Below are 12,480 nucleotides of genomic sequence, written 5' to 3'. Positions count from 1 at the left end.
GCTCTCTCCGCCCTAGTAGTGGACGGACGCTCCCATCGCACCGATCTTGGGCGGTGCGAACTTGGTCAGGTCGATGCCTTCGACCGCGGCCTTGTATTCCTCGGCGCTCGGCGTGCGACCGAGGATCGCCGACAGCACCACGACCGGGGTCGAGGCCAGCAACGATTCACCCTTCTTCTCGGCGGTGTCTTCCACCACGCGGCCCTGGAACAGACGGGTCGAGGTCGCGAGAACCGTGTCGCCCTTCTCCGCCTTTTCCTGGTTGCCCATGCACAGGTTGCAGCCCGGGCGCTCGAGATACAGGATGTTCTCGTAGGCGGTTCGGTTCGCTGTCTTCGGCTTCACATCGTCGAATTCGAAGCCGGAATACTTCTGCAGGATTTCCCAGTCGCCTTCAGCCTTCAACTCGTCGATGATGTTGTAGGTCGGAGCCGCGACGACCAGCGGCGCGTTGAACGCGACCTTGCCTTCGGCCTTCTCGATGTTCTTGAGCATCTGGGCGACGATCTTCATGTCGCCCTTGTGCACCATGCACGAGCCCACGAAGCCGAGATCGACCTTCTTGGTGCCGCCGTAATAAGAAATCGGACGGATGGTGTCGTGGGTGTAGCGCCTAGACACATCGGCGTTGTTCACGTCGGGATCGGCGATCATCGGTTCGTCGATGATATCAAGATCGACGACGACTTCGGCGAAGTATTTTGCATTGGCGTCCGGCGTCAGCGCAGGCTTCTCGCCCGAACGAATCTCGGCGATGCGCGCATCGGCTTTGGCGATCAGGCCCTTCAGCGTGCCCGCGGCATTGTCCATGCCCTTGTCGATCATGATCTGGATCCGCGATTTCGCGATCTCCAGCGACTCGATCAGCGTGTCGTCCTGCGAGATGCAGATCGACGCCTTGGCCTTCATCTCGGCCGTCCAGTCGGTGAAGGTGAAGGCCTGGTCGGCGAGCAGCGTGCCGAGATGGACCTCGATGATCCGGCCCTGGAAAACATTGTCGCCGCATTGCTTGAGCATCTGCGCCTGGGTCGCATGCACCACGTCGCGGAAGTCCATATGCGGCTGCATCGCGCCCTTGAACGTCACCTTGACCGATTGCGGGATCGGCATCGTCGCCTCGCCCGTCGCCAGCGCCAGCGCAACGGTGCCGGAATCGGCACCGAAGGCCACGCCCTTGGACATGCGGGTGTGGCTGTCGCCGCCGATGATGATCGCCCAGTCATCCACGGTGATGTCGTTCAGCACCTTGTGGATGACGTCGGTCATCGCATGATAGCTGCCCTTGGGATCGCGCGCGGTGATCACGCCGAAATTGTTCATGAAGCTCATCAGCTTCGGAATGTTGACCTGCGCCTTCTTGTCCCACACCGATGCCGTGTGGCAGCCCGACTGATAGGCGCCGTCGACGATCGGCGAGATGACGGTGGCCGCCATCGCTTCCAGCTCCTGCGCGGTCATCAGGCCGGTGGTGTCCTGCGAGCCGACGATGTTGACCTTGACGCGCACGTCCGAGCCCGCATGCAAGACCTTACCGCCGAGCACGCCCACGGCGTTGCGGTTGAAGATCTTCTCGACCGCGGTCAGGCCCTGCCCTTCGACCGAGATCTCCTTGTTCGGAGCGAAAACCGGGGTCGGCTCGACGCCCAGCGTTTCGGCGGCAAAGGTCTGCAGCTTCTTGCCGAACACGATGGCATAGGAGCTGCCGGCCTTCATGAACTCCATCTTCTGCGGCGTGAAGGCGGCAGCGACGTCGACCAGTTCCTTGCCGTTTTCGTCGCGCAGCTTCTTGCCCTTGGCATCGAGCGTCAGGACGGTGCCGGTATCGACCGCAAATTTCTGTTCGAGGACCGGGTTTCCGTCGTTGTTCAGGATCGGCTTGCCGTCCGCGTCGAGTTTCTTGACCCAGTTCTTGAGATTGACGCCGATGCCGCCGGTGACGTCGACGGTGGTCGCAAAAATCGGCGAGATGCCGTTGGTGCCCGCGACGATCGGCGCGAAGTTGACGAAGGGCACATAAGGGCTGGACTGCTTGCCGGTCCACAGCGCCACGTTGTTCACACCGGACATGCGCGACGAACCCACGCCCATCGTGCCCTTCTCGGCGATCATCATCACGCGCTTGTCGGGGTGCTGCTTCTGCAGCGCCACGATTTCCTGCTGCGCCTGCGGCGTCATCATGCACTGGCCGTGCAGCTCACGGTCCGAACGCGAATGCGCCTGGTTGCCGGGTGACAGCAGGTCGGTCGAGATATCGCCTTCGGCGGCGATGTAGGTCACGACCTTGATCTCGTCCTCGACATCCGGAAGCTTGGTGAAGAACTCGGCCTTGGCATAGCTCTCGAGCACGCCCTTGGCGACGGCATTGCCCGCCTTGAAGGCATCGCGCAGCCGGAACATGTCGGCGTCGTAGAGGAAGAACTGGGTCTTCAGAACTTCACCGGCCTGCTTCGCCAGCCCGGCATCACTGCCGAGCGTGACGTCGAGCAGCACGCCGATCGAGGGGCCGCCCTTCATGTGCGACAGCAGTTCCAGCGCGAAGGTCGGCGTGATTTCCGGGACGATCGCCTCACCGAGGATAATCTCCTTCAGGAACGCGGCCTTGACGCCTGCGGCGCTCGTGGTGCCCGGCAGAGTGTTGTAGATGAAGAATTTCAGGGCGTCAGCGCGGTATTCGCTGCCGGTGTCCTTGATCAGGGCGATGATTTCGCCGGTGAGCGCGCCGTCGTCGATCGGTTTGGGAGCGAGGCCTTGAGCTTTTCTGCTTTCGATTTCAGCGAGGTAATCTGAATAGAGGCTCATCGTCATCCCAACGTCATGAGGTGGTTGACGCTGGAAACGCAGCGCCACCAACCGTTATTGTTAAAACCGGTCTAAAGGCGAATTCGGCTTCGAGTACGTCAATCGCGACCGACTGACAAGATACCGCATTGCAGTAAAAATAGCCCTTTAGATTCAGCGCTCAACGGTCAAAATGTGACGGCAGGCATGCTGGCCGGGCTGAAATGCTGGTTCTCACCCGACCTGTCGCAAAGAAGCTCTCCGAAGACACGTCCGAAAGGTCGGTCTGACCCGCCACCGTCAGCAAATTGGTGGGTCGGCGACCCGCCGCGCGTCAGTCGCGCGATACGGACAGCCCCGCGAGCAACGGCGCGTAGGCGGCGAGCCTTCCGGATACGAACTCCGTGAAGAGCCGCACGCGCTTCGTCTTGCGTGTCTCCCCCTGTGTGAGAAGCCAGAGCGTTCCATGCATGTGCAGGTCGGTGCCCGGCACCCTCGCCAGCAGGGGATCCGCATCTCCGACGAAGCACGGCAGTACGGTCATTCCGAGCCCTTGCCGGACTGCAGCGATCTGCGCCTCGCCATCCGTGGTCCTGAACGGAACTCCTGAGGTTCGAACCTCGCTCTCGCGGGCCCAGTCCGGGACACCATGCATGCTGATGACGATCCACCGGATGGGGTCCGGCGCACCCGCTTGCCACGCGGCCAGTCGCTCGCGGGAGATGTAGACGCCGCCGAACAGATCCGCTCCCTTCAAGCCGTGCAGATTGAGCGGCAGGGTTTTGCGGTCGTAGACGACGCGGATTGCCACGTCGGCCTCTCGGTTGGTCAGATTTGCCAGCTCGCCGGACGACAAGATTTCCATCTCGATGTCCGGATGCAGACGCGCGAAATCGGCGAAGTCCGGCATCAGCAGATGTGTCGCAAGGGTCGGAGCCAGTGTCACGCGCAGAAGCCCGCGCACGCTCTGGTCGCGCCCGAAGACGCGCGTCTCCAGCAGATGTGACGACGCTTCCATCTGGTCCGCGAACTCGAGAACCTCCTCGCCCGCAGCCGTCAGGCGATAACCCGAAGGCAGCTTTTCGAACATTTGGACGCCGAGGCGTTCCTCAAGCTGGGCAATGCGTCGCAGCACGGTTGCGTGGTTCACACCGAGGCGCTCGGCGGCAGCCCGCACCGAGCCTCCGCGCGCGACGGCAAGAAAGTATCGAACGTCGTCCCAGTCGATCATGGTGCAATCCCGCACCATCAGGTGCGCCTTCCAAAGCCGGTGTCTAACACATCGAATAGCAATACGGGCGGTCATCATAGCCTACACCGACGAGCAAGGCTTCAATTCCGGACGCGGACGCCGATCGTCGGGGCTGGCGTCAATCGTCGATCCGGATCGATTTTGCACCACCGATGTGCGCGCTTCCGCACTCAACGCCTGACTCCGGGGGACCTATGTCGAGGTTCTCGGGGGCAGATGCTGTCCCGACACCACGACAGGAGAAGTTATGGGAAAGCTTGACGGTAAGGTTGCAGTCATCACGGGCGGATCGAGCGGCATGGCGCTGGCGAGCGCCAAGCGGTTCGTCGAAGAAGGCGCCTATGTCTTCATCACTGGCCGGAGGCAGGAGGCGCTCGACGAGGCGGTGACGCTGATTGGCCGGAACGTGACCGGCATACGCGGCGACGCGGCCAATCTCGACGACCTCGACCGCCTGTTCGCTACGGTCAAGCGGGAAAAGGGCAGGATCGACGTGCTGTATGCGAGCGCAGGCACGGGCGAAGCGGTCCCGCTGGGCGAGATTACCGAGCAGCATTTCGATGCGACCTTCGGCCTGAATGTGCGCGGTACGCTCTTTACTGTTCAGAAGGCGTTGCCGCTGTTCAACGATGGCGGATCGATCTTCATGACTGGCTCAGTTGCTTCGATCAAAGGTTTTCCCGGCTATAGCGTGTATGCGGCGAGCAAGGCGACGCTGCACGCATTCGCACGCGGATGGCTCAACGAACTCAAGAGCAGGAATATCCGGGTGAACGTGCTGCATCCGGGGCCGATCGCCACACCGATGCAGGACCAGGTTCTCACCGAAGAAGCGAAGCAGATGTTCGAATCCCTGATCCCGCGGGGAAAGATGGGACGACCTGAGGAAATTGCGGCGGTCGCGCTGTTTCTTGCTTCGGACGATTCCAGCTTCGTGAACGGGGTGGAGTTGTCTGTCGACGGCGGCTTCTCGGCGATCTGAAATCGCGCCTCGTTCACCACAAGGACCTCTACGCGGGCGCCGCGGCGAACCGGACAACCCGGCGCCCTCGAAGGTCGTGAATCGATATCAGAACAAATCGGAGAAGATTATGAGTTACGCAATTATCGGATTCGGCAAGATCGGCCAGGCCCTCGCTTACGCCTTCGCCCGCAAAAACATCGACGTGACCGTCGCGAGCCGCCGGCCGCCCGAGGCTTTGGCGCAGCAAGCCCGGGCGATCGGACCCACGGTCGTCGCCAGGTCGCTGCGGGATGCGCTTGAGGCCGACACCATCATCCTGGCGGTCCCGTTCGGCGAGCATCGCGAGGTTGCGAAGATCCTGCCGAGCTGGGAAGGCAAGACGGTCATCGACGCGATGAACCTGTTTCCGGGCCCCGACGAGCCCGACGCTCTCCCGGGCTCCGCGGTCGTCGCGAAGGCATTCACCGGCGCCAGGCTCGTCAAAGGTTTCAATCACCTGGGCGCAGCCACACTGGCGACCGACCCGGTGGTCGCGGGCGGCCACCGGGTCGTCTTTCTGTCTGGTGACGACGAGGACGCGATCGCTCCCGTGGCGGATTTGGCCAAGCAGCTCGGCTTCGCGCCCGTGAAGCTGGGAAAGCTCAACGAGGGTGGCGCGCTGGTGCACGCACGCGGCCGCAGGTGGGGCCAGCTCATCTTCCAGGATTTGTTCAAGAAGGAGCAGTAATCGATCGACGACCGTGTGATCGACACCGAGAACCGGTCGCGCGCCAACTTCTGCGAGCCGCGCGCGACCGAATATTTGGAGGCCACAAAGTCGCGCAAGCAGGCGGCTCCTCTCATGCCTGATCCGCCCAGGCCTTACGCCTTGGCGGCGTTCTGTGCAGCCTCGAATACATCGCGTGCGGACGTCGTACCCGCTACGTGCTCCGTACCCTCGACGCCGAGGTCCATCCATCCTGCATTCACGGCTTCAAACATTTCTTCGGCAGGTCCGGTGTGGCCCTTCGGGATGCCGAATTGCTCGAATGCTTCCGCCCACCCTGCACGCGGGACTGCAAAGGCCTTCACGTCACGGTTCAGGACTTCACCCAATTGCTCCGCGACTTCATCCGCGCTGACCATCGCACCAAGTTCGACGACGCGCTGCCCTGACCACGCCGGCCCAGTCAAAAGAGTTGCGACCTCCGCGCCGATGTCGTTCGTCGCGACCATGGTCGATTTCCGGTTTGTCGGATTGTAGTAGACCGGTAGCGTTCCGCCCTGGGCGACCTGCAAGCCGTAGAGGAAGTTTTCGAAGAATCCACCTGCGCGCACAAATGCGATTGGCGATATCAGATCGCGAAAACCTTGCTCCAGAAGCGACAAGGCCGTGATCATTCCGAGTCCGCTGGTTCTGTTCGCACCCATCGACGAAAGCGCGACCACCCGCGGCGGCGCAGCCTTGGCGAGTGCCTCGACATAGTTCGCAATCACGCCCTTGGCTTCTTTGTAATCGGGCGACGGCGCCCAGACAGCCGGCAACATGACGAACGCGCCTTCGACGCCTTTGAGCGCTTGCTCGATGGCTGCCGGATCATTCCAATCGCCGTCTACCAGCTCGACGCCCTGCTTCGCCCAGTTAGCCGCCTTCTCGCGATTGCGGACGAGCGCGCGTACCTCCTTGCCTTGTGCCAACAGATGTTTTGCCGTTGTGCCGCCGACTTTTCCCGTGATTCCCATGACTAAAAACATGTGTTTTCTCCTGATCTTGAAGGACAGAGCACTGCCCCTGTTGGTTCAACGGATGAGCGGCAGAATGGCCCGGATACGGGGATCCCGCAGATAGAGGCCGCCCCATGTCATCGCGCCCAGAAGCAGGGAAACGATTTCCGGCGGCGCCCCCAACTCACCGACGCGGACATGGGCGCAGATGGCGCCTCCCAGAAAGCCCGTCATCAGGATTGCGCCGAGGACGGCGGTGGCCGGAATCGCGTAAAGGATGGCGCAGGCGAGGATGATCGGACCTACGACCCGGGTCAGGTCCATCGCGAACCCGGTTTCCTGCAACATGCTCGCGATCTGCGCCGGCGCGAAAAGCTGAATTGTGCCGTCTGCCACCAGAGCGATCACGACAAACGCGCTTATTACCCGGCCGGCCCACAGGCTGCGATGCGAGGTCGTGGCTTCAGGCACGTGATGCAGGTTCATGGTTTGGGACACTTGTCGTCCTCCGATGGGGTTACCTGATCTCGACGCCTACCCTATTGTGCCTCTTGGACGTGATAAACGCTGCCAAGGCGAACGCACTGTTCTCTCTATGATGAACAATACCGAGGCGCGAAAATGCAGAATCTCGAGCCCATCCTCATTTTCCTGACGGTCGCGGAAATGGGGAGCTTCACCCGCGCAGCCGATAGCCTGGGCATCCAAAAGGGAAGAGCCTCAACGGCGGTGCGGAAGCTGGAAGAGGATATTGGTGTCAGGCTCCTGCACCGGACGACGCGCAGCGTGCAGTTGACGGAGGACGGACGCGCATTTCATGCCCGTGCCCGCGATCTGCTTGCTGAAGTCGATGACCTGCACGCGATGTTCGCAGGGGATCGCGTCGCACTTCGCGGGCGTTTACGGGTCGATCTTCCGACCGAGGTGGCGCGCACAACGATCGTGCCGGCCTTGCCGGATTTCATGGCGGCTCACCCCGAGCTGGAGCTGGAGGTGTCGAGCACGGATCGGCAAGTCGATCTGGTTCAAGAGGGGTTCGACTGCGTATTGCGGCTTGGACCCATACGGGACGAGACGCTGATTGCCCGCCCACTGGGCCTGTTGCGCATGGTCAACGTCGCCAGTCCCGCCTATCTGGCGCGCTATGGCGTCCCTCGATCGCTGGAAGACCTCCAGCGTCAGGAACATCGAACAATTCATTTTTCAACGATGCTGGGCGCAAGACCCCATGGATGGGAATATCCCGATGGCGACAGCTACGCGACCCTTCAATTGCCAGGTGCACTGCACGTCAACAGCGCGCAGACCTACGAAGCCGCAGCCCTCGCCGGCCTTGGCCTGATTCAGGCGCCGCTCTTGGGCGTTGGCCAATACCTGAAGAGTGGAGCGCTTGTGGAGATCATACCCGATTTTCGTCGCCGGGCGCTCCCTGTCTCCCTCGTCGTAGCGCATCGGCGCAATCTGTCACGCCGAGTCCGCGCATTCATGAAATGGATCGAAGATGTGCTGACGCCGTATCTGGAATAGCGAAACGAATTGCTTCGTCCGCCGCGTCTTTCCAAAAGAACGCGGTATACGAGAAATATCGACTACCATTGCCGCGGCAACATCACATCATACGCGTTGCTATCCTGCCTTACTCCGCAGTATCCCCTTCACTCCCACTCGATCGTCCCGGGCGGCTTGCTGGTGATGTCATACACCACGCGGTTGACGCCCTTCACCTCGTTGATGATGCGCGTCGCGGTCTCGCCGAGGAACTTCATGTCGAAGGCGTAGAAGTCGGCGGTCATGCCATCGGTGGAGGTCACGGCGCGCAGGCCGACGACGTATTCATAGGTGCGGCCGTCGCCCATCACACCGACGGTCTTCACCGGCAGCAGCACGGCGAAGGCCTGCCAGATCGTGTCGTAGAGACCGGCCTTGCGAATTTGATCAATATAGACCGCGTCGGCTTCGCGGAGGATGTCGAGCTTCTCCGGCGTGATCTCGCCGGGACAGCGGATCGCGAGGCCGGGACCGGGGAACGGATGGCGGCCGACGAAGATGTCCGGCAGGCCGAGTTCGCGGCCGAGATCGCGGACCTCGTCCTTGAACAGTTCGCGCAGCGGCTCGACCAGCTTCATGTTCATGCGGGCCGGAAGGCCGCCGACATTGTGATGCGACTTGATGGTCACTGAAGGCCCGCCGGTGAAGGACACGCTCTCGATCACGTCGGGATACAGCGTGCCCTGCGCGAGGAAGTCCGCGCCGCCGATCTTCTTCGCTTCGGCATCGAACACGTCGATGAACAGGCGGCCGATGGTCTTGCGCTTCACTTCGGGATCGGTAACCCCTTCGAGTTCGCCGAGGAACGTCTTCGACGCATCCACATGCACCAGCGGGATATTGTAGTGGTGCCGGAACAGGTCGACGACGGTCTTGGCCTCGTCCTTGCGCAGCATGCCGTGATCGACGAACACGCAAGTGAGCTGGTCGCCGATCGCTTCATGGATCAGTACGGCGGCCACCGCAGAGTCGACGCCGCCGGAGAGACCGCAGATCACCTTGCCCTTGCCGACCTGGGCGCGGATCTTCTCGATCGCTTCCTCGCGGAAGGCACGCATGGTCCAGTCGCCGGTGAAACCTGCAATGTTGCGCACGAAGTTACGGATCAGTTTCGCGCCGTCGGGCGTATGCGCCACTTCGGGGTGGAACTGCATCGCATAAAACTTTCTGATATCGTCGGCGATGATCGAGATCGGCGAGCCCGGCGCCTTGGCGACGGCGCGAAAACCGTCGGGCATCCTGGTGACGCGGTCGCCATGGCTCATCCACACGTCATATTTGCCGCCCACTTCCCACACGCCGTCGAACAGCGCGCAGGTATCGGTGATCTCGATGGCGGCGCGGCCGAATTCGCGGTGATGGCCGGCTTCGACGGTGCCGCCGAGCTGCTGCGCCATGGTCTGTTCGCCGTAGCAGATGCCGAGCACCGGCACGCCTGCGGTGAGGATCGACAGCGGCGCCGACGGTGCGTTGTCGTCGAGCACCGAAGCCGGACCGCCGGACAGAATCACGGCCTTCGGCTTCATCTCGGCGAAGGCGGCCTCCGCCTTGTTGAACGGCACGATTTCCGAATAGACGCCCTCTTCGCGCACCCGGCGCGCGATCAGCTGCGTCACCTGGGAGCCGAAATCGACGATCAGAATCTTGTCATGCGCCGAAGCCACATGGGGTGACGGATCGGCGGGCGAAGCGGAGGTTTTGCTGGGGGCTGTCATAGCGAGGAATTACGCGACAAGGCGCGCATCGGCAACTGTCGAAACGACTGGCGCCCATGCTTCTCCACTATCTGGACAACTCAAAATAGGTAAGCATTGTTGACCTAAATACATCGGGGGAGGAATAAATGCAAGCCGCAGCTCACGACATCAGGCACCTGACCACACTCGGCCACGAATGGGTCGCAGCCTGGAATGCCCGCGATCTCGACCGGGTTCTCGCGCTCTATGCCGAAGACTGCGAGATGACGTCGGAGGTGATCGTGCGGCTCGGCGTCGATCCGAACGGCACGGTGCGCGGCAAATCCAGCCTGCGCGCTTATTGGAGCAAGGCGCTCGCCAGCCTTCCCGACCTGCATTTTGACCTGATCGAGATATTCACCAGCCCCGATAGCGTCATCGTGTTCTACAGCAACCAGCGCGGCGCGCAGATCTGCGAATATCTGCGCCTCGATGCAGCCGGGAAAATCGTCCAGGGCTCCGCCAATCATCTCGCGCATTGAGCGCGGCTGAATCTCGGTCGCAGGATGGGTAGAGCGTAGCGAAACCCATCACTCCCGCGGGCAGATGGCTTTCGCCGGCCCGCGCTCACGCGCCGTCCAGCTCTACCCCTACGCCACCATCGCTCGCTTCAAAACACTGACGAAAAACCCGTCCGTTCCCGTCTTCCGCGGGGTCATCAGCAGGCCCTCGGGGCTCTGATACGTCGCGGCCGCGAAATCCTCCGACTTGTCCCACAGCACCGACATCACCTGCTCCGGCGGCACCACGGAAAACTCAGGCTGGCGGGCCGTAAAGGCGCGGATCTGGTCGCGATTTTCCTGGGGGAGCACCGAACAGGTCACATAGGCGATCCGGCCGCCCGGCTTCACCAGCGCCACCGCACGATCCAGCACCTCCTGCTGGTCCTTGATCCGGACCTCGAGGGCGCCGGGCCGCATCCGCCATTTGGCGTCGGGATTGCGGCGCCAGGTGCCGGTGCCGGTGCACGGCGCGTCGATCAGCACCAGATCGGCGGAGTTGTGGATGTCGGACAATGTGTCGTCCGGACCCTTGGGCGTGCGGATATCGGCATTGTGGACGCCAGCGCGCGACAGGCGCTCGTGGATCGGCGCAAGCTGGCGCTTGTCGGCGTCCGTTACGATCAGCCGGCCCTTGCCCTGCATCATCGCTGCCAGCGCCAGCGTCTTGCCGCCGGCACCCGCGCAGAGATCGATCACCTGCTCGCCGGGCTTGGCGCCGGACAGCAGCGCCGCAAGCTGCGACCCCTCGTCCTGCACTTCGATCGACCCCTTGATGAAGTCCTCCTCGGCATGGATGCCGGGATTGCGCGCATCGGCACCGAGATCGATCCGCAGGCCCAGCGGCGACCACGGCGTCTCCACGGCGCCCAGATGCCGCAGCGAGCCCAGCACCTTCTCGCGCTTGGCCTTCAGCGTATTGACGCGCAGGTCGAGCGGCGCACGGCTGGCCATCGCAGTGGCCTCGGCAACGCGGTCGTCGCCAAACACTTCGGCCAGATGGCCGTCGAGCCATTCCGGATAATCGCCGGCGATATGCGCCGGCGCATCTGCCACCGTGCGCGACGCCAGTGCCGAGCGCTCCGCGTCGGACAGCGGCTCCGGCGCAAAGCGGCTGCCATCACAGAGCGCTGCAATCGTCTCCACATCCATGCCGCGCTCGGCCTTCAGCATGCCGAGCACCCGCGCGCGTGACGTGTCGTCATCCATGATCCAGGCGCTGGACGCCCGCCGCCGCAGCACGTCCCATACCAGCCCGGAAATCCCGGCCCGGTCGCCGGAGCCGGCGAAGCGGTGCGCGGTGCCCCACTCCTTCAGCGCCTTGGCGGCGGGGACACGCTGGGTGTCGATGGCCTCGATCACTTCGATCGCGGCGGAGAGGCGTGCGGCGGGAGTCATGGCAATCTTTCGACGGAGAGAGGCGCGACGCCGCCCCCGATCAGATCAGAAGAAGCATCCGTAGCGCGAAGTAGAACCACATCGCCAACAACACAAGCGCGCTGGCGAGCCAGGCCTGCGATCCCCGGCTATTGGCGATGAATCCGGCGCCCACGAAGCGGGCGATCACGAACACCCAGGACAGGCAGACCAGCACCAGGTCGATCTTGCGCAGCGGCAGGCCGATGGCGATCAGGCTGTAAAACAGCAGATCGAGCTGCGGAGCGGTATTCGGCAAGTCGCCGGCATCATTGCGGCTCAGAACGCCGCCGCGCCGGCCGGTCCAGAAGAACATGCCCAGCGTAATCGCCACCAGCACGAAGACCGGCAACAAAACCCATTGAATCGACATTGAAATTTCCTCAGCCATGAGGGTTCAGGGCCGCGCGGCACCCGCTCGCGCTACAGACCCGCCCCCTGGAACATGACGATTAACCGGCCCAAGAGTTCCGTCCTGGTTCCATGCCGGCCCCATCTGGTTCCATTGAACCGGCTGAGCGGCCCTCGACACCCATTTGCAGGCGCTGCCTGGCGGCGCGCCACCCTCAAGAGTTCTGCCCG

11 protein-coding genes are annotated in these 12,480 nt (G+C 62.6%); 4 read left to right on the top strand and 7 right to left on the bottom strand.

The genetic code is table 11. The features are described from left to right. Window positions 1-12: 12 nt before the first annotated feature. A complete protein-coding gene (locus AC1RLZ_RS03075) occupies window positions 13-2,799 on the bottom strand; it encodes a bifunctional aconitate hydratase 2/2-methylisocitrate dehydratase (RefSeq protein WP_493187410.1) in 2,787 nt (928 codons plus the stop codon). A 313-nt stretch (window positions 2,800-3,112) separates the two neighbouring features. Continuing rightward, the gene (locus tag AC1RLZ_RS03070) at window positions 3,113-4,009 is read right to left on the bottom strand and encodes a LysR family transcriptional regulator (RefSeq protein WP_493187409.1); all 897 of its coding nucleotides are present in this window, start codon (window positions 4,007-4,009) and stop codon (window positions 3,113-3,115) included. Window positions 4,010-4,277: 268 nt separating this feature from the next. Here AC1RLZ_RS03070 and AC1RLZ_RS03065 point away from each other — a divergent pair, with 268 nt between their 5' ends. Both AC1RLZ_RS03065 and AC1RLZ_RS03060 read left to right on the top strand, forming a co-directional pair. Then, window positions 4,278-5,012, top strand: coding sequence for an SDR family NAD(P)-dependent oxidoreductase (locus AC1RLZ_RS03065; protein WP_493187408.1), 735 nt, complete (start codon window positions 4,278-4,280; stop codon window positions 5,010-5,012). Window positions 5,013-5,121: 109 nt separating this feature from the next. Next, window positions 5,122-5,721, top strand: coding sequence for an NADPH-dependent F420 reductase (locus AC1RLZ_RS03060; RefSeq protein ID WP_493187407.1), 600 nt, complete (start codon window positions 5,122-5,124; stop codon window positions 5,719-5,721). A 134-nt stretch (window positions 5,722-5,855) separates the two neighbouring features. On the opposite strand, the gene AC1RLZ_RS03055 is transcribed toward AC1RLZ_RS03060, so the two are convergent. Beyond that, the gene (locus tag AC1RLZ_RS03055; protein WP_493187406.1) at window positions 5,856-6,728 is read right to left on the bottom strand and encodes an NmrA family NAD(P)-binding protein; all 873 of its coding nucleotides are present in this window, start codon (window positions 6,726-6,728) and stop codon (window positions 5,856-5,858) included. Between the two features lie 45 nt (window positions 6,729-6,773). Then, window positions 6,774-7,196, bottom strand: a complete 423-nt coding sequence (locus tag AC1RLZ_RS03050; RefSeq protein ID WP_493187405.1) for a DoxX family protein — start codon at window positions 7,194-7,196, stop codon at window positions 6,774-6,776. Window positions 7,197-7,319: 123 nt separating this feature from the next. On the opposite strand from AC1RLZ_RS03050, the gene AC1RLZ_RS03045 reads away from it, so the two are divergent. Then, window positions 7,320-8,225: a LysR family transcriptional regulator gene (locus AC1RLZ_RS03045; RefSeq protein WP_493187404.1), complete on the top strand. Its 906-nt coding sequence runs from the start codon at window positions 7,320-7,322 to the stop codon at window positions 8,223-8,225. 128 nt (window positions 8,226-8,353) lie between these two features. Here the strand turns inward: AC1RLZ_RS03045 and guaA are convergent, their stop codons facing one another. Continuing rightward, complete coding sequence (gene guaA / locus AC1RLZ_RS03040; protein ID WP_493187403.1) at window positions 8,354-9,961, bottom strand: glutamine-hydrolyzing GMP synthase; 1,608 nt, start codon at window positions 9,959-9,961, stop codon at window positions 8,354-8,356. 128 nt (window positions 9,962-10,089) lie between these two features. Between guaA and AC1RLZ_RS03035 the strand changes: the two genes are divergently transcribed. Beyond that, window positions 10,090-10,464 carry a nuclear transport factor 2 family protein gene (locus AC1RLZ_RS03035; protein ID WP_493187402.1) on the top strand — a complete coding sequence of 125 codons (375 nt, stop codon included), beginning with the start codon at window positions 10,090-10,092 and terminating at the stop codon, window positions 10,462-10,464. Window positions 10,465-10,572: 108 nt separating this feature from the next. On the opposite strand, the gene AC1RLZ_RS03030 is transcribed toward AC1RLZ_RS03035, so the two are convergent. Continuing rightward, window positions 10,573-11,880: an RsmB/NOP family class I SAM-dependent RNA methyltransferase gene (locus tag AC1RLZ_RS03030; RefSeq protein ID WP_493187401.1), complete on the bottom strand. Its 1,308-nt coding sequence runs from the start codon at window positions 11,878-11,880 to the stop codon at window positions 10,573-10,575. Between the two features lie 40 nt (window positions 11,881-11,920). Continuing rightward, on the bottom strand, window positions 11,921-12,271 hold the full coding sequence (locus AC1RLZ_RS03025; RefSeq protein ID WP_371424180.1) for a hypothetical protein: 351 nt from the start codon (window positions 12,269-12,271) through the stop codon (window positions 11,921-11,923). Window positions 12,272-12,480 lie beyond the last annotated feature (209 nt).

Source organism: Tardiphaga sp. GW822-FHT04G09, from assembly GCF_058800725.1.
The sequence above is the reverse complement of the archived record's forward strand: the minus strand, read 5'-3'. Positions and strand labels throughout refer to the sequence as shown.

Bases quoted from the DNA above. Each gene is read 5' to 3' on its own strand.
- AC1RLZ_RS03025 (WP_371424180.1), bottom strand. From the start codon at position 12,271: ATGTCGATTCAATGGGTTTTGTTGCCGGTCTTCGTGCTGGTGGCGATT.
- AC1RLZ_RS03060 (WP_493187407.1), top strand. From the start codon at position 5,122: ATGAGTTACGCAATTATCGGATTCGGCAAGATCGGCCAGGCCCTCGCT.
- AC1RLZ_RS03075 (WP_493187410.1), bottom strand. From the start codon at position 2,799: ATGAGCCTCTATTCAGATTACCTCGCTGAAATCGAAAGCAGAAAAGCT.
- AC1RLZ_RS03065 (WP_493187408.1), top strand. From the start codon at position 4,278: ATGGGAAAGCTTGACGGTAAGGTTGCAGTCATCACGGGCGGATCGAGC.
- AC1RLZ_RS03070 (WP_493187409.1), bottom strand. From the start codon at position 4,009: ATGATCGACTGGGACGACGTTCGATACTTTCTTGCCGTCGCGCGCGGA.
- AC1RLZ_RS03045 (WP_493187404.1), top strand. From the start codon at position 7,320: ATGCAGAATCTCGAGCCCATCCTCATTTTCCTGACGGTCGCGGAAATG.
- AC1RLZ_RS03030 (WP_493187401.1), bottom strand. From the start codon at position 11,880: ATGACTCCCGCCGCACGCCTCTCCGCCGCGATCGAAGTGATCGAGGCC.
- AC1RLZ_RS03055 (WP_493187406.1), bottom strand. From the start codon at position 6,728: ATGTTTTTAGTCATGGGAATCACGGGAAAAGTCGGCGGCACAACGGCA.
- AC1RLZ_RS03035 (WP_493187402.1), top strand. From the start codon at position 10,090: ATGCAAGCCGCAGCTCACGACATCAGGCACCTGACCACACTCGGCCAC.
- guaA (WP_493187403.1), bottom strand. From the start codon at position 9,961: ATGACAGCCCCCAGCAAAACCTCCGCTTCGCCCGCCGATCCGTCACCC.